The 22,669-nt window shown below is 73.3% G+C and carries 17 protein-coding genes; 11 read left to right on the top strand and 6 right to left on the bottom strand.

Going from position 1 to position 22,669, the window contains the following annotated elements; translation table 11 throughout:
* Positions 1 to 162 precede the first annotated feature (162 nt).
* Both ACZ7HQ_RS37670 and ACZ7HQ_RS37665 read left to right on the top strand, forming a co-directional pair.
* On the top strand, positions 163 to 927 hold the full coding sequence (locus ACZ7HQ_RS37670; protein ID WP_470999848.1) for an SDR family NAD(P)-dependent oxidoreductase: 765 nt from the start codon (positions 163 to 165) through the stop codon (positions 925 to 927).
* Between the two features lie 162 nt (positions 928 to 1,089).
* Positions 1,090 to 4,008 carry an ATP-binding protein gene (locus ACZ7HQ_RS37665; RefSeq protein WP_470999846.1) on the top strand — a complete coding sequence of 973 codons (2,919 nt, stop codon included), beginning with the start codon at positions 1,090 to 1,092 and terminating at the stop codon, positions 4,006 to 4,008.
* Between the two features lie 24 nt (positions 4,009 to 4,032).
* Here the strand turns inward: ACZ7HQ_RS37665 and ACZ7HQ_RS37660 are convergent, their stop codons facing one another.
* On the bottom strand, positions 4,033 to 4,689 hold the full coding sequence (locus ACZ7HQ_RS37660) for a TetR/AcrR family transcriptional regulator (protein WP_470999844.1): 657 nt from the start codon (positions 4,687 to 4,689) through the stop codon (positions 4,033 to 4,035).
* A gap of 105 nt (positions 4,690 to 4,794) precedes the next feature.
* Here ACZ7HQ_RS37660 and ACZ7HQ_RS37655 point away from each other — a divergent pair, with 105 nt between their 5' ends.
* Complete coding sequence (locus ACZ7HQ_RS37655) at positions 4,795 to 5,826, top strand: medium chain dehydrogenase/reductase family protein (protein WP_470999842.1); 1,032 nt, start codon at positions 4,795 to 4,797, stop codon at positions 5,824 to 5,826.
* 289 nt (positions 5,827 to 6,115) lie between these two features.
* Here the strand turns inward: ACZ7HQ_RS37655 and ACZ7HQ_RS37650 are convergent, their stop codons facing one another.
* The gene (locus ACZ7HQ_RS37650; protein ID WP_470999840.1) at positions 6,116 to 6,922 is read right to left on the bottom strand and encodes a hypothetical protein; all 807 of its coding nucleotides are present in this window, start codon (positions 6,920 to 6,922) and stop codon (positions 6,116 to 6,118) included.
* A 57-nt stretch (positions 6,923 to 6,979) separates the two neighbouring features.
* The gene (locus ACZ7HQ_RS37645) at positions 6,980 to 7,612 is read right to left on the bottom strand and encodes an RNA polymerase sigma factor (RefSeq protein WP_470999839.1); all 633 of its coding nucleotides are present in this window, start codon (positions 7,610 to 7,612) and stop codon (positions 6,980 to 6,982) included.
* Positions 7,613 to 7,773: 161 nt separating this feature from the next.
* Between ACZ7HQ_RS37645 and ACZ7HQ_RS37640 the strand changes: the two genes are divergently transcribed.
* The 6 genes from ACZ7HQ_RS37640 (at position 7,774) to ACZ7HQ_RS37615 (ending at position 15,988) form a co-directional block, all read left to right on the top strand.
* Positions 7,774 to 8,235: a DUF1877 domain-containing protein gene (locus tag ACZ7HQ_RS37640; protein WP_470999837.1), complete on the top strand. Its 462-nt coding sequence runs from the start codon at positions 7,774 to 7,776 to the stop codon at positions 8,233 to 8,235.
* 44 nt (positions 8,236 to 8,279) lie between these two features.
* Positions 8,280 to 9,092: a hypothetical protein gene (locus ACZ7HQ_RS37635; RefSeq protein ID WP_470999835.1), complete on the top strand. Its 813-nt coding sequence runs from the start codon at positions 8,280 to 8,282 to the stop codon at positions 9,090 to 9,092.
* A 14-nt stretch (positions 9,093 to 9,106) separates the two neighbouring features.
* Positions 9,107 to 11,443: a bifunctional polysaccharide deacetylase/glycosyltransferase family 2 protein gene (locus ACZ7HQ_RS37630; protein WP_470999833.1), complete on the top strand. Its 2,337-nt coding sequence runs from the start codon at positions 9,107 to 9,109 to the stop codon at positions 11,441 to 11,443.
* Between the two features lie 19 nt (positions 11,444 to 11,462).
* Positions 11,463 to 13,718, top strand: a complete 2,256-nt coding sequence (locus ACZ7HQ_RS37625) for a transglycosylase domain-containing protein (protein WP_470999832.1) — start codon at positions 11,463 to 11,465, stop codon at positions 13,716 to 13,718.
* A 134-nt stretch (positions 13,719 to 13,852) separates the two neighbouring features.
* Positions 13,853 to 14,395, top strand: coding sequence for a DUF4232 domain-containing protein (locus ACZ7HQ_RS37620; protein ID WP_470999831.1), 543 nt, complete (start codon positions 13,853 to 13,855; stop codon positions 14,393 to 14,395).
* 219 nt (positions 14,396 to 14,614) lie between these two features.
* Complete coding sequence (locus ACZ7HQ_RS37615) at positions 14,615 to 15,988, top strand: cryptochrome/photolyase family protein (RefSeq protein ID WP_470999830.1); 1,374 nt, start codon at positions 14,615 to 14,617, stop codon at positions 15,986 to 15,988.
* Between the two features lie 129 nt (positions 15,989 to 16,117).
* On the opposite strand, the gene ACZ7HQ_RS37610 is transcribed toward ACZ7HQ_RS37615, so the two are convergent.
* Together ACZ7HQ_RS37610 and ACZ7HQ_RS37605 are read right to left on the bottom strand one after the other, a co-directional pair.
* The gene (locus tag ACZ7HQ_RS37610; protein ID WP_470999829.1) at positions 16,118 to 16,534 is read right to left on the bottom strand and encodes a YeeE/YedE thiosulfate transporter family protein; all 417 of its coding nucleotides are present in this window, start codon (positions 16,532 to 16,534) and stop codon (positions 16,118 to 16,120) included.
* Complete coding sequence (locus tag ACZ7HQ_RS37605; RefSeq protein ID WP_470999828.1) at positions 16,534 to 17,190, bottom strand: YeeE/YedE family protein; 657 nt, start codon at positions 17,188 to 17,190, stop codon at positions 16,534 to 16,536. Before ACZ7HQ_RS37605 ends, ACZ7HQ_RS37610 begins: the two co-directional genes overlap by 1 nt.
* A gap of 1,142 nt (positions 17,191 to 18,332) precedes the next feature.
* Between ACZ7HQ_RS37605 and ACZ7HQ_RS37600 the strand changes: the two genes are divergently transcribed.
* Positions 18,333 to 20,522, top strand: a complete 2,190-nt coding sequence (locus ACZ7HQ_RS37600; protein ID WP_470999918.1) for a peptidoglycan recognition protein family protein — start codon at positions 18,333 to 18,335, stop codon at positions 20,520 to 20,522.
* 3 nt (positions 20,523 to 20,525) lie between these two features.
* On the opposite strand, the gene ACZ7HQ_RS37595 is transcribed toward ACZ7HQ_RS37600, so the two are convergent.
* Positions 20,526 to 20,720 (bottom strand): hypothetical protein, encoded by a 195-nt coding sequence (locus ACZ7HQ_RS37595; protein ID WP_470999826.1) that lies wholly within the window; start codon positions 20,718 to 20,720, stop codon positions 20,526 to 20,528.
* 484 nt (positions 20,721 to 21,204) lie between these two features.
* On the opposite strand from ACZ7HQ_RS37595, the gene ACZ7HQ_RS37590 reads away from it, so the two are divergent.
* Positions 21,205 to 22,458 carry a serine/threonine-protein kinase gene (locus ACZ7HQ_RS37590; RefSeq protein WP_470999824.1) on the top strand — a complete coding sequence of 418 codons (1,254 nt, stop codon included), beginning with the start codon at positions 21,205 to 21,207 and terminating at the stop codon, positions 22,456 to 22,458.
* Positions 22,459 to 22,669 lie beyond the last annotated feature (211 nt).

The raw sequence follows: 22,669 nt of genomic DNA, 5'->3' as shown, positions 1-22,669 counted from the left end.
CCCGGCTGCAGCGAAGGCATCGCCACCGGTGCCGTCAACCGGTCACTCGGCACGGGCATGCCCCCGGTGAGCGTGCGGTGAGCGCGCGGTGAGGCGTCGTCGTCAGGGTGTGGCCATCGCCGGTTCCGCAACGGGGACCGGCCGCCGAGTGAGGAGCGGACGATGGGTGAGCTGACGGGCAGGACGGCACTGGTGACCGGCGGATCGCGGGGGATCGGCCGGGCGGTGGCCCTGCGGCTGGCCGCCGAGGGGGCACTGGTCGCGGTCCACTACGGCGGCAACGAAGACGCGGCGAAGGAGACCGTGTCGCGGATCGAGGAGGCCGGCGGCCGGGCCTTCACCATCCAGGCCCGGTTCGGCGAGGAGGGCGCGGTGGACAAGCTGTTCCAGCAGCTGGTCGCCGGACTCGCGGGGCGCGGGCTGGACATCCTGGTCAACAACGCCGGTATCGCCTCGACGAGTTCGATCGCCGGGATGAGCACGGACGAATGGGACAGGCTGCTGGCGGTCAACGTCACCGCGCCGTTCTTCGTGATCCAGAAGGCGCTGCCCCTGCTGAACGACGGGGGACGCATCGTCAGCATGGGTTCCACCGCCAGCCGGTTCGCCGTCTCCACGCAGATCGGCTACACCGTCACCAAGGCCGCGGTCGAATCGCTGGCCCCGTCGCTGGCCAACGAGCTGGGCCGGCGCGGGATCACGGTGAACACGGTCGCTCCCGGGGCGGTGCGGACCGATCTGACCGCCGGCTACACCTCGATCCCCGAGGTGGTCGCGGGGCTCGAGGCGATCACCGCGCTGGGCCGCATCGGGGAGCCCGAGGACGTGGCCGACGTCGTCGGCTTCCTGGTGGGCCCCGGGGGGCGGTGGATCACCGGGCGCACCATCGACGTGTCCGGCGGCACGTACCTCGGCCCGATCGCCTGACCCGCCGCCCCCCACGGTCCTGCCTCCGGCTCCCATCCCGCCGCTCCCGCCCCACGCCGTGCCAAGGCGCCCCCGGCACCTGTTCCGAGCTGCGCCGGACCGCGCTGCCAGCCCGATCCGCACCCGATCCGCACGGGTGCTGACCGAGTGGATAATCACCGCATGCGCTTCGGAATCCTCGGCGGGACACAGGCGTGGGGCGACGACGGGGCGGAGGTTGCCCTGGGCGGTCCGGCACGGCGGGCACTGCTGGCGCTGCTGCTCGTCACCCCCGGCGAGGTCGTCCCGGCCGACCGGCTGGCGGACGACATCGGGGCCGTCGGGGCCGGCGGACCGGAGGGCGTGGCGCCGTCCGCCCACGCGATCCAGTCCCAGGTGTCCCGGCTGCGGTCGGCGCTGGGCGGCACAGCGGTGATCGAGCGGACGGGAGCCGGCTATCGGATCGCCGTCACCGCCGAGGACGTGGACGCCGGACGGTTCGAACGACTGGCGCGGGCGGGCCGTTCGGCGCTCGCGGAGGGCGACGCCGAAGCGGCCCTGCCGCTGCTGCGTCAGGCGCTGGAGCTGTGGCGGGGCCCGGCGCTCGCCGACCTCGCGGACAGCGCGTCGGCCCGCGCGGCCGCCGTACGGCTGGAGGAGCTGCGGCTGGCGGCACTGGAGGACCGGCTCGAAGCCGAACTGCGCCTCGGTGAACACCGCGCGGCCGTACCCGAGTTACGCGAACTCCTCGACCGTCACCCCCTGCGCGAGCGACTCGCCGGGCTGCTGATGCGGGCGCTGCACGCAGACGGCACCCAGGCCGAGGCCCTGGTCGTCTTCGAGAAGGTCAGACGGCATCTCGCCGAGGAGCTCGGCGCCGACCCCTCCGCGGAACTGGTGGCACTGCACGGCGAGTTGCTGCGCGCCGACGCGCCCCCCGCTCCCACCGCGCCGCCGGCCCCGCTCACCGCGTTCGTCGGCCGCGCCGGCGAGGTGACCGCTGTCCTGCAACTCCTTTGCGAGGCCCGGCTGGTGACCCTGACCGGCCCGGGAGGGGTCGGCAAGACCCGGCTGTCCGCGGAGGTGGCGGAGACGGCCGACGACGAGGTGTGCTTCGTGGAACTGGCCGCCCTGCGGGACGCCGCCGTTGTGCCGCAGGCCCTCCTGGGTGCGCTGGGCCTCCGGGAGGGCGGGCTGCACACGGCGACCGGCGCCGAACGCCCGTTGGACCGCCTGGCCGCGGCGCTGTCCGGCCGGCGGCTGCTGCTCGTCCTGGACAACTGTGAGCACCTGGTGGAGGAGGTCGCCGTACTGGCGGCACGCCTGCTGGCCATGTGCCCGCGCCTGCGCGTACTGGCGACGAGCCGCGAACCGCTCGGTGTCATCGGCGAACACCTTCACCCCGTACGACCGCTCGACGACGCCGAAGCCGCGGAACTCTTCACCGACCGGGCTCGGGCAGCGCGCCGGGCGTTCGCCCCCGACCCCGAGACCGTACGGCGCGTCTGCACCGCTCTCGACAACCTGCCGCTGGCCATCGAGCTGGCGGCGGCCCGGCTGCGCACCCTGACCCTGCCCGAGCTGTCGGCCCGGCTGCACGACCGGCTCGGCGTGACCGGGCAGCGCAGCCGCACGCCCGAGACCCGGCATCGCACGCTGCGCGCGGTGATCGGCTGGAGCTGGGACCTGCTGCCGGAGCCGGAGCAGCGGGCCGCCCGGCGCTTCTCGGTGTTCGCCGGCGGGGCGAGCGTCGCCTCGGCGCTGCGGATCTGCGACACGGACGAGGAGACTCTGCAGTCGCTGGCCGACAAGTCGCTGCTGGAGTGGACGGGCGGCCGCTGCCGCATGCTGGAGACGATTCGTGCCTACGGCGCCGAGCAGCTGGAGGCCTCGGGTGAGGCGGAGCCGGTACGGCGCGTCCACGCCAGGACGCTGCTGGAGCTGCTGCGCACCGCGGAGCCCGGGCTGCGGCGCGGTGAGCAGCTGGAGTTGCTGCCGGCGCTCGCGGCGGAGCAGCCCGGCCTGCTGGCGGCCGTGCGCTGGGCGGTCGGGGCGCGGGAGACCGCAACGGCCCTGCAGCTGATCGCCGCGGCCTCGACGTACCTGTGGATCCGCGGCACCTCCGGCACCCTGGCCCCCGCGGCGCGCGCCGTTCTCGGTGCCACGGGCGACACGCCCCCGGACGGGCTGGGCGAGGAGTACGCGATCGGTGTACTGATCGCCGCATCCGGCACGGCCGGGCGGGAGGTGTGGCGTCGGCACCGGGCCGCGGCGGGCAGGGCGCTGACCTCGGTGTGGCGGGACGGCCGGTCGGGACGCCACCCGGCCGCCCTGCTGCTGTGGATGACGCACAACGCGACGAGCGAGGGGGACACGGCGGGTGCGTTCGCCCTCGTCTCGGCCCAGCGTGACAGCGGCGAACCGTGGGCAGGGGCAGTCGCGCAGTACGTGACCGGCTTCGGCGCGCTCGGCGACGGCGACCTCGCCGGGGCCGAGCGCGCCTTCCTCGCGGCGGCAACGGAGTTCCGTGCGCTGGGCGACCGTTGGGGCGCGGCGCTGGTGCTGGACGCGCTCGCCGGCGTCGCGCGCACGCGGGGGGAGCGGCGGACGGCGGTCGCCCTCACCGATGAGGCGCTCACCCTCGCCGGTGAGCTGGAGGCCCTGGAGGACTGTGCGGACCTTCTGGTCGGGCGGGGGGACTTGTGCGTCGACGTCGACCCGGGGGCGGCACGGGCCGATTACGCGCGGGCGGCCGAGTTCGCCCGCCGCGCGGGCAGTTCCGGCGGTCTGGCGGCAGCGCTGCGCGGACTCGGTGACATCGCCCTGGCGGAGCGGGACCCGGTCACGGCGGAGGACCTCTACACCCGGGCCCTGGAACACCTCGATCCGCACGGGGTGAAGGGGGCCGCCAACCGTGTCCGTACGCTGGCCGGCCTCGGCCGGACCGCCGAGGCACGCGGCGACCACGCCGGCGCCCGGGCACGGTACCGGGACGCCGCGCAGGCAGCGGTGTCCACGGTCGTCGTGGCGGCGACCCTGCCCGAGGCGCTGCGCCTGCTGGGCCTGCCCGAACCGCTCGTCGAGGCGGTGGCCCGGGGGTGAGTACCAGGGTGGGGCGTGCCGTGCTCAGTTCACCGGCGCACCCACCAGGTCGTCCAGTTCGGCGGCGAAGAGCTGCGCGGGGTCGATTCCCATACCGGTGAAGTGGCCGGCGAGTTCCAGGGACAGGACGCCGTGCAGCCGCGTCCAGAAGGCCAGGGCCCGGTGGAGGGCCGCGGGCGCGGCGGGATGGCCGTCCGCCCAGTCCCGGTGGTCCTCGAGGTGCGCGTCGAACGCTGTGGCCGGGCCGTCCGGGGGCAGCGCGGCACAGGCGTCCAGCAGGGTCGCCATGATCTCGGACGAGATCGCGGTCGTGTCGTCCGGAGCTTCGTAGCCGGGCACGGGCGTGCCGTAGACGAGGAAGTAGCGCTGGGGGTCCTGCAGGGCCCATGCCCGCAGGGCGTGCGCCAGCGCGGCCACGTCGGCACCGCCCTGCGAGGCTCGGCGGAAGGTGTCCGCGAGGCTGCGGTACGCGTCCCTGACGAGCTCGGTGATCAGCTCGTCGCGCCCGCCGAAGTACCGGTACAGCGCGGGTCCGCTCATGCCCATCTGCTTGGCGATCGCGTTGAGGGAGAGCGCGGACGCGCCCGCCGTGGCGATCTGTTCCCACGCGCGTTGCTTGATCTCCGTACGCACCTGGGCGCGGTAGCGCTCACGCGGGGTCTTCGCTTCCGAGTTCACCATAGTTAGAGGTTATCACTGAAGTTATTGACACTTCCGAACCGTGCAGTTATAACTTCTAACGAACGCGAAGCTGAGTAACTCATCTGGAACGCAGTGGAGGTCGCCGTGAACGCCGAAGGACTCGTCGAGGTCGTCCTGCCGGGCAAGGTCGAGCCCGAAGGACTTCAGATCCGGCAGGGAGCCGTGCCCGCCGCGGGTCCGGGCCAGGTCGTGATCCGCATGGAGGCGACCGGCGTCTCCTTCGCCGAGCAGCAGATGCGGCGAGGCCGCTACTACGACCAGCCGCCGTTCCCGTTCGTGCCCGGCTACGACCTCGTGGGCACGGTGCTGGCGACCGGCGAGGGCGTCGAGCCGGACCTGGCCGGCACCCGGGTCGCCGCGCTGCTCAAGGTCGGCGGCTGGGCCAGCCACGTCGTCGTCGACGCGGCGGACGTGGTCCCGGTGCCCTACGGGATCGGTGCGGCGGAGGCGGAGACCCTCGTCGTCAACGGCATCACCGCCTGGCAGATGCTGCACCGCAAGGCCCGCGTCCGCACGGGGCACACCGTCGTGGTGCACGGCGCGAACGGTGGCGTCGGATCGGTCCTGGTCCAGCTCGCCCAGGCCGCGGGCGCGCGGGTGATCGGTACGGCGTCCGCGCGCCACCACGACGCCCTGCGGGAACGGGGAGTCGTCCCCGTCGACTACCGCACGGGCGACGTCGCCGCACGGATCCGCGAACTCGCCCCCCAGGGGGTGGACGCCGTCTTCGACCACGTCGGCGGCCGCGGCATCGTCGACTCCTGGCGCCTCCTCGCCCCCGGCGGCACGCTCGTCTCCTACGGCAGCGCCTCGACCCGGGACGACGAGGGCTCCAAGCAGTGGCCCGTCCTCAAGCTGCTCGGCCGGGTGTGGCTGTGGAACGCCCTGCCCAACCGCCGCCGCGCGTACTTCTTCAACGTCTGGGCCGGCCGGGCCCTGGCCAGGAACCGCTTCCGCGCCCGCCTCCGCGCCGACCTCACCCAGGTCTTCGCCGCCCTCCAGCGAGGCGAGGTCACCGCCCAGATCGCCGCGCAGCTGCCCCTCACCCGCGTCGCCGACGCCCTGCGCCTGGCCGAGTCGGGCACCGCCGCCGGAAAGGTCGTCCTGACCCCGTAGCAGGCACCCGAGTGACCCGATCCGACCACCACGACGGGACGAGGGGAACCCCATGCCCGCCCCGCGCGGGCAAGGGCGCGGTCACGGTGGCGCTCGCCGTAGCCGGCGTCCCCGCAAGCACCATCCCGACCGCCCAGGCCCGGTGCGGCGGGCGCGGCGCCGACACCACCGCCCGCGTCCGCCACCAGTCCGACGTCGACCGCATCCTGTGGAAGGACCACAGCCGGGACCCACACCGGCGACCGTCCGCGCAGGGCACGCCCTGCCGTGCCCTGAACCACGCCGTGGGCTACCCGTGCTTCCCGCCCCCCTGGCCACCGCCTGCCCGGCCCTTCCCGGTCGCAGCGGTGTCGCCGGTGCCGCCGGTCTTGTTTCCCGAGGCGCCGGTCCTGCCGGACGTGCCGTTGTTGCCCGGGCCTTCGCCACCTTCGCCGGTCTTGCCCGTACCGGCCGGTCCGCCCGGTGTGGCCGTCGGCCGGGGCAGCTGTGCGGAGCAGTACACGGCGACCTTGGCCTCGCCGCCCGCCGCCGCGACGAGCTGCCGCCAGGCTTTCGCGTCGAGCGCCTTGCCATGGCCCTGGACATGCTCGTAGGCGCGGCAGTGGGCTTCGGTGTCCTGGGCGGGAGCCGGTCGGTCCGCCGGCCGGGAGTCCCGGGAGGAAGCCGACGACGGTGCGGCGCCCGGCCGGTCCGCAGCCGACGCCGACGGGTGTGCGGCGCCCCGGCCGTCGCCGCCGCCCTCCGCGGAGGAGCGGACGGAACCGATCGCCGCGACGGCCACCCCACCCAGGGTGAGGCTGGCGAACACCACGCCGAACGTGATCTTCAGGGGGCGCCGGACACGACGCTCCCCGGCCGGCCGCCAGTCGTCCCGGCGCCGGGTACGCACTGCCCGGTGCGCGCCCTCGCCGCGGGAGGCCCGGAAGGCGGCCACGGCCCGCTGCTCGGCCCGGGGGTCGATGTCGCCGGCGCGGATGGCGGCGGCCAGGACCATTTCCAGGGTGGCGGCGTCAGGTACGTTCCGGGGCTCGGGCAGGGCACCGTCAGGCCCATGTCGACGGCCCGGAACTCCGCCGCCGCTCAGCCTCTCACCCATGTCCGCTTCCGTTCCTGTCCCACAGATTCTCTTCGGCCGGCCCGCTGCCGTCGTCGTTCATGTCGACTTCCCCAGCGCGCGGTGAGCCCCATCCGTCACACCCTCCTCGGCCTCGCCGCCGACGCCCAACTGGCCGGCGAGGCGTTTCAGGCCCCGGTGGGCGGCCGTGCGCACCGCTCCTGGGCGCTTGCCGAGGACGCGTGCGGCGGCGGGCCCGTCCAGGCCGACGACGACCCGCAGCAGCACCGCCTCGGACTGGTCCCGGGGCAGCCCGCGGACCAGCTCCAGTGCCCGCTCGGTGGAGAGGGACTCCAGCGCCTGTTCATGGGTGCTGTGCGGGGCGGGCAGGTCCAGTACGTCCTGTTCGGTCCCTCCCACCCGGGGCCGCACCCGCTGGCGGCGCAGATGGTCCAGTGCCCGGTGCCGGGCGATGGTCGCGGTCCAGCCGCGAAATCCCGCGCCGTCACCCTTGAAGCGCCCGAAGTCGCGGGCTATCTCCAGCCACGCGTCGGACGCCACGTCCTCCGCGTCGTCGCCGACGATGCCGCGCAGGTAGCCGAGCAGACCGGGCTGAACGATCCGGTAGGCGACCGCGAAGGCGGTCTCGTCGCCGTCCTGGGCCCGTGCGACCGCCGCGCCCAGTTCCCCGTCGCGCGTCTGCGCGCGTCGGGGTTGCCGTACCTGGCCCAAGATCGTCCTCGTTCGCGCCGGTCCATAGCGAGTGCTGCCGTCCGCCGCGCTCCGGTCGCATCGGCGGCCCCCATGACGTTCAGCGTCCGCCGTCACGGAAGTGTCACCCCACATCAGGCGTCCCCGGTGACGCCCGGGCGCCCCCGTGCGCTCCTTCCGGCATGAGTGCGTACCTCCGTCTGCGCGCGGTGCCGCCCCCGGCACTGCGCAACAGTGCGACATGGCTGGAACGGCTTTTCGAGGGCGACGCGGAGACCGTCCGGCGCTGCCGGGACCAGGAGCGCATCTACGCCGGCGCTTCTCCGTGTCCCCCTGCCCGCAGCCGGCCCCGGATCCCGGTGGTGCTCGGCGGCCTGCCGGTCCTCCGCGCCGGCCGGGACAGGACGCCGATCCTGGTGCTGACGGCGGCCCAGGCCCGCCAGGTGGCCGGGTTCCTCGCGACGGCCGACTTCGAAGCGCTCTGGGACGCCGCCCGGGACGACCTGCTGCCGCGCTACGGCGGCGTGATCGCGGAGCCCGAGACGTGGGGCGCCTTCGCGGCGGCTCACCGGGAACTGAGGGCGTTCTACGTGCACACGGCCGAGTGCGGAGACGCGGTGGTGAAGTGGCTGTCCGAGGCGTGAGTTGTGCGTGAGGTGTAACAGTTCCGGCCCGCCGCGCTCTGTCCATGCGGACGACCGTGCCGGTCGGCCGGGACGAGGGGACACGACTCGTGCAGTGGACGAACGGAAACGGCGGAGCGTACGGGGAGGATCCGTACGGCGGTGCCGGCTACGGGTATGCCCACGGTCATGCCCACGGTCCCGACGGACACGGCGGCGAGGTCCACGGCCACGACGGGCACGGCGGTGACACGGCCACGCTGACCTGGGACCCGGTGCCGCTCGCGCAGGGGACGCAGCCCCACCCGGGGACGTGGGGCGCCGCCCACGGCGACGCCCTCACCGCGCCGGCCCCGGCGGCTGGCGCACAGCCCATTCCTTTCGTACCGCTACCGGAATCCGTCCCCGACCCGGGCACGCCGGAGCACGAGCAGGTGCGGCCGGTCTTCGTGGACTCCTCGGGGCGGCGCCAGCGCCTCGTGCTGCGCGCCGCCCGGCTGCTGGTGATCCCCGCCGGCGGCTACGTCGCCCTGCTGATCAGCACCATGCTGGGCGGCCCCGGCATCAACGCCCCGTTCGTCCCGCAGGCGGGCCCCGGCCGTCCCGCCACGCCCCGGGTGACCGCCCCCGACTCCCCGCCCGGCACCGGCCACGCGACGGGGAGTGCCGGCGCCGCGGCGAGGCGTGAGAACTCCCGCCCGGCAGGGAGGCGGACGACCTCCGGCGCGGCCGGCCGGCCGGTCGCCTCGACCGCCCCCGCGGCCACGTCCGGGCCCACCACGGCGCCCACCAGGGCCACCGCCCCGATGGCCACCGTCACCCCGGCCCGCTCCTCCCGCGGGCGTGCCCTCGGGGCGTCCCACAAGCCCGTGAAGTGACCCAAGGCCCTGACGTGACCGATCGCCGCCGTACCGCTCCCGCCCGCCGCCGCAGCCGTCCCAGCCGGATCACGCCCCGCACCCACTGGCTGCTGCTGAGCGTGCTCGCGGTGACCCTGGCGACGGCCCTCCTGCTCCAGGGGTACACCCACCACATGTTCGGGATCACCCCGGACGACGTGACCGGTGCCCGCGGACGCAGTGCGGCGGTGCCCGGTCGGGTGACCCACGGCGGTCCCGTGATCGCGGACGCCGCCACCGCCGTGCACACCGCCCGGCCGAAGCCCGGCACCATCGCCCTCACCTTCGACGACGGTCCCGACCCCGTCTGGACGCCGCGCATCCTCGACGTGCTGCGCCGCACCCATGTGCACGCGACCTTCTTCGTCGTCGGAACCGAGGTCGTGGCCCACCCGGAACTGGTCCGCCGGATCGTCGCCGAGGGCCACCAGATCGGCATCCACACCTTCACCCATCCCGACCTGTCCCGTCTCGCTCCATGGCAGCGGTCCCTGGAGCTGCGCGAGACCCAGCTGGCGGTGGCCGGCGCGGCAGGGGTCACCACCGCGCTGCTGAGGCCGCCGTACTCCTCGAGGAACGACGCGCTGGACGACGCCGACTGGTCCGTCCTCAGGCATGCCGACGCGGCGGGCTACGTCACGGTGCTCTCCACCCAGGACGCCGAGGACTGGCAGCGTCCGGGCACGGACCGCATCGTCGCGAACGCGACTCCGCACGGGCACGCCGGGCAGATCCTGCTGATGCACGACGGCGGAGGTGACCGCTCCCAGACCGTCGCCGCGCTGAACACCCTGATCCCCCGGCTCAGGGCGCAGGGCTTCCGGTTCGCGACGGTCGGCGCCGCCGTCGGCATGGCCGGGCCCGTCCAGTCCGCCGGCCCCGGCGACCACCTCCAGGGGATGGCTTTCGTCGCGGCGCTGCAGACCGGCGACTGGGTCGTACGGCTGCTGGGCGTGCTGATGTACGCGGCCGGGGCGATCAGTGTGCTGCGCGCGGCGGTCGTGCTGGTCGCGGCCCGCCGGCACCGACGGCTGCGGACGGGCCGCCGGAGCAGGTCCTGGGGGCCGCCGGTGACCGAACCGGTCAGCGTCGTCGTCCCCGCGTACAACGAGAGCGCCGGAATCGAGGCGGCCGTGCGGTCGCTGCTCGCCTCGGACCATCCGGTGGAGATCATCGTGGTGGACGACGGCAGCACCGACGGCACCGCGGACCTGGTGGAGTCGCTCGGGCTGCCGGGGGTGCGGGTGATCCGGCAGGAGAACGCGGGCAAGCCCGCCGCGCTCAACACGGGCCTCGCCGCCGCGGGGTACGACCTGGTGGTGATGGTCGACGGCGACACGGTCTTCGAACCCGACGCCGTCCGCACGATCGTGCAGCCCTTCGCCGACCCCCGCGTGGGCGCCGTCTCGGGCAACGCCAAGGTCGTCAACCGCGGTGGTCTGCTGGGCCGTTGGCAGCACATCGAGTACGTGGTCGGCTTCAACCTCGACCGCCGCCTGTTCGACCTCGCCGAGTGCATGCCGACCGTGCCCGGCGCGGTCGGCGCCTTCCGCCGCCGGGCCCTGCTCGCCCTCGGCGGCGTCAGCGACGTCACCCTCGCCGAGGACACCGACCTCACCATGGCGCTGTGCCGCGCCGGCTGGCGCGTGGTGTACGAGGAGGGCGCGGTGGCCTGGACCGAGGCGCCCGCGTCCCTGAACGCCCTGTGGCGACAGCGGTACCGCTGGTGCTACGGCACCCTGCAGGCGATGTGGAAGCACCGTGGCGCACTGGTCCAGCGCGGCGCCGCCGGAAAGCTGGGCCGCCGGGGCCTGGTCTACCTCCTCCTCTTCCAGGTGCTGCTGCCCCTGCTCGCACCGGCCGTGGACGTCTTCGCCCTGTACGGCCTGGTCTTCCTGGACCCGGTCCGGATCACGGCCCTGTGGCTGGCCTTCCTCCTCCTGCAACTCGGCATGGGCCTGTACGCGTTCCGCCTGGACGGCGAACGCCCCGGGCCGCTCTGGACCCTGCCCTTGCAGCAGTTCGTCTACCGGCAGCTCATGTATCTGGTGGTGATCCAGTCCGTCTTCACCGCCGTGTCCGGGACCCGGCTGCGCTGGCAGCGCATGGAGCGCTACGGCAGCCTGCGGGCCCCGGCGGGGGCGGAGCCGTCCGGGGAGGACCGCGCCGCGGCCCCCGCGCGGCCGGAACCGGAACCGTGCGAAGGCGTCGCGCAGCCGGAGCCGTCCGCGACCGCCCCGGGGCCCTGGCCGTACGAGTCCCACCCCCAGCCCTGGCCGTACACGGCCCCTCCAGGACCCGCACGCCACGACACCACCCACCGGTACTGAAAGGAGCGTGACCGAGCCCATGAGCGGTACCCGGCGCAGGCCGCCGCAGCGCACCACGTCCGGCAGGCGTGCGGCGGGTCGTCGCAGCGCGCGCCGCACCGCCTCGCGCGGACGCTGGATCGACTATCCGAGAGCGGGCCGGGCGGGCGCGCGCCGCTGGCTGCCCTCGTGGCGTCAGGTGCTGGCCTCGTTCCTGCTCTGCGCCGGCGCGGTGACCGCGGCCGTCGGGTACGCCTACGCCACGATCACCATCCCCGACCCCAACCCCTCGATCCTGCTCCAGAACAACGTCTACTACTGGTCCGACGGCACGGTCCTGGCGACCGACGGCAGTGTCAACCGGGAGAACGTCTCCCTGGCGCAGGTCCCGGTGGGCGTGCAGGACGACTTCATCGCCGCCGAGAACGCCTCCTTCTACTCCGACCCGGGCATCGACCCGCAGGGCATCGCGCGCGCCGTCGTGCACATGGCCGAGGGGGGCTCCGTCCAGTCCGGTTCGACGATCACCCAGCAGTTCGTCAAGAACACCTACCTGGACCAGTCGCAGACGCTCTCGCGCAAGATCAAGGAGCTGCTGATCTCCGCGAAGATCGGCGCGAGCATGAGCAAGCAGCAGATCCTCCAGGGCTATCTGAACACCTGCTTCTTCGGCCGGCAGGCGAACGGCATCCAGGCCGCCGCCCGCGTGTACTACGGCCTCCCCGCCGCGAAGCTGAGCGTGAGCCAGGGCGCCTTCCTCGCGGCCGCGGTCAACGAGCCGAGCCTCTTCCAGCACGCCGACTCCGACCCCGCGGCGCGGGCACAGGCGCGGACCCGCTGGTCCTGGGTGCTCGACCGCATGGTGACGACCGGCAGGCTGACCCAGCAGCAGCGCGCCCGGTACGCGGCGGCCGGGTTCCCCGTACCCAGGAAGTGGACCCCGGGCTCAGGTCTCGCCGGGCAGGCCGGCTATCTGGTCCAGCTGGCCCGGTCGTACGTCCAGCAGCACGACCCCGGCGTCACCGACAGCAGCCTGAGCCGGGGCGGCTACCAGATCCACACCACCTTCGACCGCACGAGGACGGCGCAACTGGCCAGAGCCGTGGCGCGGGTGCGCGCGCAGCGCCTCGACCCCGCCCACCGGACGGCCGACCGGGACGTCCAGACCGGCGCCGCCTCGGTGGACCCGGCCACCGGCCGGATCCTGGCCGTCTACGGCGGTCCCGGCTACGAGCACGCCCACTTCTCGGACAACGCCGACACCGCCGGCGTCCCCGTGGGCTCGACCTTCAAACCCGTCGTCCTCGCCTCCGCGCTCCGGTACGGGGCCGTCCTGAAGCCCGGGACGCCCCCGGCGCCGGTCACCCCGGCCAGCAGGTTCGACGGCGACGACGGCATCCGGATCAAGGACCGGCAGGGCCGGTACGTCACCGACGACAAGGACCCCACCGGTCTCCTCCACCAGCACAACGACACCACACACCGCTGGGGCTACATCTCGCTGCGCACGGCGATGGAGCAGTCGGTCAACACGCCGTACGTGCAGCTGGGCGAGGACGTCGGCCACACCGACGTGGCCCGGACGGCGAAGGCGCTGGGCCTGCGCCCCGAGAGCCTCGCCGCACCCAGCGCCGGCTTCTACATCGGCACCTCGACCCCGAGCGCCATCCGCATGGCGGGCGCCTACGCGACGTTCGCCGCGTCCGGGATGCAGGTCACGCCGTACTCGGTGACCAGGGTGACCCACGACGGGGCGGTACTGCCCGGCTTCACCGCCCCCGCCCCGGTACGTGCCCTGCCGGCGGCGGTCGCCGACAACGTGACCGACGTCCTGCGCGGCGTCATCACCCGGGGCACCGGCACCAGGGCCCAGGCCCTCGGCCGGAGCGCGGCGGGCAAGACCGGGACCACCGACGACTACCGGTCGGCCTGGTTCATCGGCTACACCCGCCAACTGGCCACCTCCGTCGTCCTCTTCAAGGAGGACCCGGCCCACCCACAGCTCCAGTCCCTGGCGGGCGTCGGCGGTCTGCAGAAGGTGTTCGGCGGCGACATCCCGACCGAGATCTGGACCGGGTACATGCACGACGCCCTGGCCGGCCTGCCCGACCTGCCCTTCCCCGCTCCCGCGTCCCTCGGCACCGGCGCCGACGAGCCCGGCCTCCCCTCCGCCTCTCCCACGCCGGCCCCCACCAAGCACGCCGGCAGGCCCGGCAGGCGCACGCCCCGCACGGCCACCCCCAGGCCGGGCCTTCCGGCGCCCCGCCCCAAGTGCCGTCCGCACAAGTGCCGGTGACACGGTCGCCGGCGCGGCCCGTCAAGCCGTGCGCGGGGCACCCGGAACCGTCTCCCGGGCATTGCACGTCCTCGGGTGCGTAGGCGCGCACTGACCTCGCGCGCCGATTCGTATTCGAGGGGAAACGAAACTTCATGAAGAGCAAGCTGACCGCCGTGGGCCTCGCAGTGATCGTCGTCGCCGGCACGGCCGCCGCCGCCGTCCCGGCCTCGGCCGCCACCGCCAAGGCCGCCCCGGCCCGCTGCCACACCGCCGACCTGAAGGCCGGCTTCGCCACGGGGGACGACGCGAAGCCGGAAATGGGGAAGACCGGGAAGCAGACCGAGGCGTACGTCTGGTTCACCAACCGGAGCAACCACACCTGCACCCTGTCCGGCTTCGCCGGTGTCGACATGGTCGGCGCCCAGAAGACCGACGGCACCTGGTCGCTGGCGCGCTCCTCCAAGAAGCCCGAGAAGATCGCCCTCGGGAAGGGGGAGACGGTGGACTTCAGCATCACTCTGCTCCCCGTGGCCGGGTCCACGCCGCAGAAGGAGAAGTTCGTCCCGGCGAAGTTCCTGGTCACCCCGCCGAACGAGACGACGCACTTCACCCTGAAGTGGCCGTTCGGCGGCCAGGTCCTCAAGCAGGACGGCGCCACCCGGCCGGGCACCTACGTGAACCCGATCGGCGCGTAACCCACAGGACGATGGGAAAGCGCGCGGTGGGCGGAAGCCGGCCGCGCGCGGCCCGTCCTCGGCCATGAGGACGTCCGGCCGGGAGCGGCGAGGTTGCGGTGCTCGTCCTCGGCCCCAAGCATGGGACCGGAGGAACAGCGGCAGAGCACGCCCCGGGAGGTCATGAGGGCCATGGCGTTTCCTGTGCACCGGCGTGCCGCTGAGGGGGCTCGAGGAACCGTGCGCGTCTCGGTCGCCCTGTTCACCGCCGACCTGCGGGTGCACGACAACCCGGTCCTCAAGGCCGCGCTGAAGGACGCGGAACGCGTGGTCCCGCTCTTCGTCGTCGACACCGGCATCCGCCGCACCGGCTTCGCCGTACCCAACCGCGCGGCGTTCCTCGCCGGCAGCCTGGCCGACCTCGACGCGGCCCTGCGGGCTCGGGGCGGCCGGCTGGTGGTGCGCGTCGGGGACGTGGTCGAGCAGACCTGCCGGGTGGCGGCGGAGACCGGGGCGGCCGTGGTGCACATCGCGGGCGGGGTGAGCCGCTACGCGGCACGGCGCGAGGACCGGCTGCGCGTGGAGCTGGCCGGCGACCGACGCGAACTACGTGTCCACGAAGCATCGTTGACGGTCGTCCCGCCGGGGGCGCTGACACCCGCGGGCAAGGACAGGGACCACTTCGCCGTCTTCACGCCGTACTTCCGCCGATGGGAGAGCTTCTCCGTGCGCGGGGTCCTGCCGGCACCGGACGCCGTACGGCTGCCGGACGTGGGCTCGGCAGGCCTTCCCCGCGCGGAGTCCCTCGCGCCGGGCTCCACGTCGCCGGTCCTGCCCGCCGGCGGGGAGTCCGAGGCCCGCCGCAGGCTGCGGTCATGGCTGGCGGGCCCGCTGTCCGCATACGACGTCCGGCACGACGACCTGGCCGCCGACGCGACCTCCCGGCTCTCCCCCTACCTGCACTTCGGCTGCCTCTCACCCACCGAACTGCTGCACCGGGTGCGCGCCCGGGACGAACCCGGTGCACGTGCCTTCGTCCGCCAGCTCGCCTGGCGGGACTTCCACCACCAGGTCCTGGCGGCCCGCCCCGACGCGGCCGGCCACGACTACCGTCCCCGGCACGACCGCTGGCGTCACGCGGCGCAGGAGTTCGAAGCCTGGCAGGACGGCCGCACGGGCTACCCCGTCGTCGACGCCGCCCTGCGGCAGCTCCGCCACGAGGGCTGGATGCCGGGCCGGGCCCGCCTGCTCGCGGCGAGCTTCCTCACCAAGACGCTGTACGTGGACTGGCGGAGGGGAGCCCGCCACTTCCTGGACCTCCTCGTCGACGGCGATGTGGCGAACAACCAGCTCAACTGGCAGTGGGTCGCCGGGACCGGCACGGACACCCGCCCGAACCGGCTTCTCAACCCACTCGTCCAGGCACGGCGGTACGACCCCGGCGGGGAGTACGTACGACGCTGGCTCCCCGAGCTCCGCCACCTCGACGCCACCGCGGTCCACCGCGTCCCCCACCTCGACGCAGCCGACCGCACGGGCCTGGACTACCCCGCCCCGATCGTGGACCTCGCCGCGGCCGCCGCCCGTTTCAGGGAACGACGGAGAGCCGACTGACCGCTGCCCGCAGCCCGGCCAACGGCAGGCGCTCGGGCGGCAGTCCTCGACGGTGCCCGTCCCGCTGTCCGGGATCATGTGGTTGTCGGTATGTCAGCGTCACCGCCGAGAAATCACCGGTGGCGGTGGTCACAGGCCGCAGGAGCCGCGGTCGAGGTGGAAGTAGCGGGCGTTGGCCCAGCGGGACAGCCGGATACCGACCGTGATGCCGACGATGGTGACCAGGGCGGGCAGGTACCCGCCGGCGACCTGGACGATCGGGATGGCCGGGCACCCCCCGGAGATCGCCCAGCCCGTGCCGAACAGCACCGCGCCGGGGATCACGCCGGCGTGGATGCGCCCCGGGCTGCGGCGGACCCGCAGCAGGGCGAACGCGCACACGATGATCACGACGGCGCCGGCGAAGGAGAGGAGCATGCGCAGGTCCTGGAAGGTGAACATGCGGTTCAGCTCGGTGTAGTCGGCGAAGCCGATGTTGGAGACGGTGTAGCCGAGCGTCAGTCCGGTGATGATGTCGGCCAGCAGAATCGCGCCCCGAGTACGCATCAGATCACCTTCCACAGCAGGAACGACACCCCGGTGGCGGTGCCGAAGAACACGGCGGTCGCGACGAGACTGGCCGGGCGCAGCCGGCCGCAGCCGTTGAGTCCGTGGCCGGAGCTGCACCCACCGGCCAGCCGGGTGCCGAAGCCGACCAGCACGCCTCCGACGAACAGCAGGACGGTCATGGTCGTCGGATTCGCGGTGACCACGGTCCGGAATCCCGGGCCCATGTCGAAGCGGAGGTGGAACCGCCCGGAGGTGAGAGCGGCGATCAGTCCGCCGAAGAAGATTGACACCAACAGAGCGGCCTGGGTGACCAGCGGGGCGGGACCCGGGCTCGGGACCGGCGTTTCCTCACGCACCGTCGGTTCGGCGTCCGTCTCCAGCGGTCGTGGCGTCCCGTGCGGGACCGGCGGCACGGTGGGCGCGGCGGGGCCGGTGCCGAAGTGCTCCGCCGTAGCCGCGGCGAGAGCGTCGGCGAGCGCGCGCTCGTCGGTGAACTCCTCGTCCATCCGCTCCAGACGGCGCTCCCTGCGCCAGTGCAGCACGCGGTCCCACGCGGACGACACCCCGAAGGACCGGTCCGTGGCGAGGGCGTAGTTGACGGTGATCAGGGCGAGTCCGGCAGCGCCGGCCCACCAGGGCCAGTAGCCGCTCATGCGGGGCCTCCCATCCACTCGGTGAATCGAGCCCACCAGCCGCGCTTCGAGCCGCGCCCTCGCCCCGCGCGCCGGGACGAGCGGTCCAAAGGCTCGGGGAAGGGCGGTGCTGATGACGGCCGGTAATGCGAGACCGGTATCGTCGGGGAGGCCGCCCCGGACTGAGCCATGGCCTCTGGTGCCGCGGTCACAGGTTCCGACGGCTCTGGCGGCCGAGCCGGTGCCGACTGCGACCGGGGCGCGTTCTCCGGCGGCCACGGATCGTGCTGCGGTGGCGGGGCCTGCGGGGGCCCCTGCTCCGGGTGGGCGGCACCGTACGGGTCCGCGTCGGTGGTCGCGTCTTCAAGGTGCCGCGCGCGGGCTCCGTTGGGCAGCAGGCTGATCGGCACCCGTTCGCCGGTGAGCGACACCTGGTAGCGCGCACAGCCGGCCCACTGGTCCTCGCTGTCGCAGTAGTAGTCGCGCCAGCCTTGCAAGCTCGCCCTGAGCAAGGGGAAGAGGGGGCATCCTGCGGCGTGCGAGCAACTCACGTTGCTCCCTTCTGACCGGCGCACACCACCCGTTCCGTGAGGGCGGTTGCCGTTCTCGGTCTCTTGCCCTCGCCGCGCCCGGGTCGTCGGTCTCAAAAGGCGCGGTGACGGCCTGTCACGATGTGGAGCAGTGCCTTCCTTTCTCGACCGGGCGAGATGGAACCATTGTTTCCGTGTGCCGAGCAACCTCGGGGGAATCCGGCCGTGACCGCTTGACATTGCTGAGTGAGGCCTGCCTCCGCGATATCGGGGCGGGACGGGCCCTTATGGTCGTCCTTCCTGTCGGCGGACGTCGGTTGTTCGTGGAGACGGTGCACGAACGCGGGTTGTTCATGGCGGAAATGTGAATTCGGCTGTGACGAAACTGTTGACATTACTGGTCCGTTAAGAAGGCACATGGGGAAGAAGCCGGGCCCTCGCCGCCCGTGCGGTGATCTACGTCACTGCGCCCTGTGCTCCCCGTGATGTTCGTCGGCTGGGTCGCGCTGTAGATGTGGGCCACTCCTGTGACGGGTGTGCCCCACGTGACTTTTCTCCGCGGCCTTTGCCGGCCTTCTGATGGGTGGATACGTCGTGAGTCGTCGTACGTCGCATGCGTACAGACCGCTGAGCCTGAAACGACGGGCGTGGCTGACGCTCGGTGCCGTGGTCCTGGGAGGCGGCGGCCTGGTGACGTACGCGGTCGCCAGCCCCTCCGGGGGCCCCGGCGGGGCGGGACGGGCCAAGCGGCCCGTGAAGGTCTACGACCTCGCGCTCAAGGCGACCACCGGCGGCAGGCGAGAGCTGCCGCGCACGCAGACGCAGCAGTTCTCCCTGGTGGGCGTCTCCTGGACGGGGGCCGTCAAGCGGCTCGACGGCACGGCACAGGTGCGCACCCGCAGTCTGGACAGCGGTGCGTGGAGCGCCTGGCACGACCTCGAAGTGAACGTCGACCCGCCGGAGGAGCCCAGGGCCGGGATGCGCGGCGCGTCCGAGCCCCTGTGGGTCGGTCCCTCCGACGGCGTCCAGGCCCAGGTGGTCCACAAGGACGGCACCACGGGCGCGCTGCCCAAGGGCCTCCAGGTCAACCTGGTCGACCCGGGCGTGGTGACCGACGCCGAGGCCAGGGCGACCGAGCCGGCGGCGTTCGTCGCCGAGGTGAGCGGCCCCGCGGCCACGTCCACCGATTCCACGTCCCCCGCACCCACCGGCACCACGGCCACGCCCACCGGCTCGGCGACCCCCTCGGATTCGACGAGCGCGTCCCCGAGCCCGTCGGTCACCACGCCGTCCGCGCGCCCGTCCACCGTGCCCGAGCCGCCGATCACCTCGCGCGCCGACTGGGGCGCCGACGAGTCGCTCAGCCCCGGCCCGTCGGAGTACAACGCCGACGTCAAGGCCGTCTTCGTCCACCACACCGACGGGGCCAACGACTACTCCTGCGCCGACTCGGCCTCCGTCGTGCGCGGCATCTACGCGTACCACACGCAGGTCAACGGCTGGAACGACATCGGCTACAACTTCCTCGTCGACAAGTGCGGCACCGTCTTCGAGGGCCGCAAGGGCGGCGTCGGCCTGCCGGTGCTCGGCGCCCACACCTACGGCTGGAACCGGGAGTCCGCCGGCATCGCGGTGCTCGGCGAGTACAGCTCCACCAGCGCCTCCGACGCCGCGCTGGCCTCCATCGCCCGGGTGGCCGCCTGGAAGCTCGGCCAGTACGGCGGCGACCCGGCCGGCACGGTGCAACTCAACGCCGGTGCGGCGCAGCAGAACTACTTCGGCACCAGCTTCACCGCCGGCACCGCCTACACGTTCCAGCGGATCTCCGCCCACCGCGACGGCTACAGCACCCAGTGCCCGGGCGACTCGCTGTACGCCCAGCTGCCCACCATCCGCGCCTGGGCGGCCGGACCCGTGCAGGGCCTGAAGGTCGCCTCGGTCGGCGGCGCGGGCCTGTCCGGCTCGACGTACTACACCAAGGGCGCGGTCACGCTGAACTGGACCACCAGCACGCCCGGTTCGCTCATCTCCAAGTTCGAGCTGCTGGTCGACGGCCAGGCCGTGACGTCCGTCCCCGGCACCGCCACCTCCGCCGGCACCACCCTGGCCCTCGGCAGCCACACCGTCGCCGTCCGCGCCGTCCACCAGTCCGGCAAGGCCACCACGAGCGCCGCGGTGAACGTGGTGGCGGAGACGACCGCGCCGACGTTCACCACCACGCCGAACCTCTCGCTGCGCACCGGCACGGTCAGCACCAGCGCGGTCCCGGTCACGCTCGGCTGGAAGGCCACCGACAACGCGGCGCTGCAGAGCGTGAAGCTGCTGTCGCCGGCCACGGCCACCTTCGGCCCGACCACCACCAGCTCTAGCCGTACGGCCGCGTCCGGCACCGCGGCCACCTGGTCGATGCGGGCCTACGACTACGCCGGCAACTACCGCACCGTCTCAGCCCCCTATACTCCGGTGATCCTGCAGGAGACCTCGGCGGTGAAGTCCGGTACCTGGACCACCCGTTCCAGCACCAGCTATCTGGGCGGGGCGTCGTACTCCAGCGGCTCCAAGGGCGCGAGCCTCACCTGGACCTTCACCGGCCGCTCGGCCGCCTGGGTGGTCTCCCGGGCCTCCAGCTCCGGCCAGGCGTACGTCTACGTCGACGGCGTCAAGGCCGGCACGGTCGACCTGAAGTCCTCCACCACCCTCTACCGGCAGGCGCTCTGGACGAAGACCTGGTCCAGCAGCGCCAAGCACACCGTCAAGATCGTCGTGGTCGGCACCAGCGGCCGCCCCACCATCACCACCGACGGCCTCGTCCACATCAAGTAACCCCTACGGTGGCGACCCGTGCCACTGCGGCTGACCGGCCGCGGCGGCGCGGGTGCCGCCGTCCCAGTGACGGGTTTGCTGACCCGCATCCCGTCCGGTCAGCAATTGCGCTGCCTGGTACTGCGTGTTTTCCGCGGCGCGTTGGGCTTCCGCGACGACGTCACCCCGCTCGCGAATCAGGTCGTCGTAGATCGGCACGCGATCGTTTCCGGCTGGGCTGTGTATCAAGGTCGGACCACTTTCCTGGCGATCAATAAAGAGGCCGGTCCACTGTCAGACTCGGTTGCAGATCACTTACCTGCATGTTCACACGCCGGGGCGAATTTCCGGACGGAATGGAGGAGCGTTATTGCGCGTATTCCTTCACAGAGTTGTCGGTCTCGCGACTGTTCTCGTCCGCCTGTGACACTCCGGGCCTGCGGGCGCCCCGGGGATGTGACGACCCGGCACTCCGGTGCGCTGTAGGAGTGGGTCCCAGGAACCCGGGCCCCCGTGGCACCCGCTCACCCCCAATTCCGGGCGGGTGGCCGCGCGATCAGGGGCAGGCGGGTGAATCCCCCGTCGCCTGCCTGCCCCCTGCGCATGCCCCCACGAAGGCTTCCGGTCCGAGAGGGGGTGTGCGCCGGCCCGGGCGACCGGGACCGAACGCCCGCGAACCGCGACCACCGGGCCCGGGGGAACCATGAGCAACGCGACGATCGGGGTGGGTGTGCAGGGTCTGCTGGCGGACCGCTACGAGTTGCAGGAGCTGCTGGGACGCGGCGCGATGGGCGAGGTGTGGCGGGGCTGCGACCACCTCCTCGGGCGGGCCGTGGCCGTCAAACTGCTGCATGCCGAGGAGGCGGAAGACGCCGAGCGATTCCGTCTGGAGGCCCAGATCGTGGCCCGGCTCAACCACCCCAACGTCGTGGGCATGTACGACTTCGGTGCCCACCATGACCCGCCCCACCTGGTCATGGAACTCGTCGACGGCTGGAACCTGGCCCAGGAACGCTCCCTGCGCGGCGCTCTGCCCCCGGCCGAGGCGGCAGCCGTCACGGCCCAGGCGGCCGCCGGCCTCTTCGCGGCACACCAGCAGGGAGTGGTCCACCGGGACGTCAAACCCGCCAACGTCATGCTGACCAACGACCGCACGGTGAAGATCACCGACTTCGGCATCGCGCGCTTCGCCGAGGAGGCCGCGAGCGGTCTGACCGCCACCGGAAAGATCATCGGCACCGCCGACTACCTGGCTCCCGAACGCGCGCTGGGCCGCCCCGCACAGCCCGCCTCCGACGTCTACTCCCTCGGCTGCGTCCTGTACGAACTGCTCGCCGGACGGCCTCCGTTCAGCGGAGCCACGTCACTGGCCGTGGTCCAGCAGCACGTCAGTGCCACACCGGCAGCGCCCGACCGCCTGCGCCCCGGCATACCGCGGCCGCTCTCCGACTACGTGCTGCGCATGCTCGCGAAGGACCCGGCCCACCGGCCCACCGCAGCGCAGGCGGCCGCCTGGCTCGCCGCGCGGAGCGGGACACCACGACCGGCCGAGCACGAGCGCACCACCCTCATGCCCACCCCGGCCGGTCCACCGCCTGAGGCCCCGCACGCCGGTGAGCACCGCGCCGGCGCCCACTCCCGCCCCAGCGGTCGCCGCAAACGGGCGTCCAAAGCCGTTCTCGCCGGTGCCGGCCTCGCGCTGTTCGCCGGGGCCACGGCCCTCGGAGCCTCGCTGAACTCCGGCGCCCCGGCGCCTGCGTCTCCGGCCTCTCCCTCATCACCGCGCATCGCATCGACACCCGCCGGCCGGACCCCGGCCACGCCGTCATCGCCTGTGCCCCTGTCCGCCAGGACGTCACCCGGGCCGGTACCCGGCGGCGACAGGGGCGGCGAGTGGTCAGGCAAGCACGCGGACGGGAAAGGAGGAAAAGGACGGAAACGGCACTCCGGCGGCTGAGCCGCGGCAGATGCCGCGTACGGCCGTGACGGCAGGCGGAGGGGAAACGCCGAGGCCAGGGGCCCGGGGGGGGGGGGGGGGGGGGGGGGGGGGGGGGGTTTGGGGGGGGGGGGGGGGGGGGGGGAGGCGGGGGTGAGGAGGACCCGCGTGCGGCCGGTCGTAATGGTCGGGTAGTCGACGAGACGCGGCCCGGGCCCCTACCCGGAGGTGT

The organism is Streptomyces sp. NPDC037290 (genome assembly GCF_055603245.1).
The sequence above is the reverse complement of the archived record's forward strand: the minus strand, read 5'-3'. Positions and strand labels throughout refer to the sequence as shown.

Bases quoted from the DNA above. Each gene is read 5' to 3' on its own strand.
- ACZ7HQ_RS37670 (WP_470999848.1), top strand. From the start codon at position 163: ATGGGTGAGCTGACGGGCAGGACGGCACTGGTGACCGGCGGATCGCGG.
- ACZ7HQ_RS37665 (WP_470999846.1), top strand. From the start codon at position 1,090: ATGCGCTTCGGAATCCTCGGCGGGACACAGGCGTGGGGCGACGACGGG.
- ACZ7HQ_RS37660 (WP_470999844.1), bottom strand. From the start codon at position 4,689: ATGGTGAACTCGGAAGCGAAGACCCCGCGTGAGCGCTACCGCGCCCAG.
- ACZ7HQ_RS37650 (WP_470999840.1), bottom strand. From the start codon at position 6,922: ATGGGTGAGAGGCTGAGCGGCGGCGGAGTTCCGGGCCGTCGACATGGG.
- ACZ7HQ_RS37640 (WP_470999837.1), top strand. From the start codon at position 7,774: ATGAGTGCGTACCTCCGTCTGCGCGCGGTGCCGCCCCCGGCACTGCGC.
- ACZ7HQ_RS37635 (WP_470999835.1), top strand. From the start codon at position 8,280: ATGCGGACGACCGTGCCGGTCGGCCGGGACGAGGGGACACGACTCGTG.
- ACZ7HQ_RS37625 (WP_470999832.1), top strand. From the start codon at position 11,463: ATGAGCGGTACCCGGCGCAGGCCGCCGCAGCGCACCACGTCCGGCAGG.
- ACZ7HQ_RS37620 (WP_470999831.1), top strand. From the start codon at position 13,853: ATGAAGAGCAAGCTGACCGCCGTGGGCCTCGCAGTGATCGTCGTCGCC.
- ACZ7HQ_RS37610 (WP_470999829.1), bottom strand. From the start codon at position 16,534: ATGCGTACTCGGGGCGCGATTCTGCTGGCCGACATCATCACCGGACTG.
- ACZ7HQ_RS37605 (WP_470999828.1), bottom strand. From the start codon at position 17,190: ATGAGCGGCTACTGGCCCTGGTGGGCCGGCGCTGCCGGACTCGCCCTG.
- ACZ7HQ_RS37590 (WP_470999824.1), top strand. From the start codon at position 21,205: ATGAGCAACGCGACGATCGGGGTGGGTGTGCAGGGTCTGCTGGCGGAC.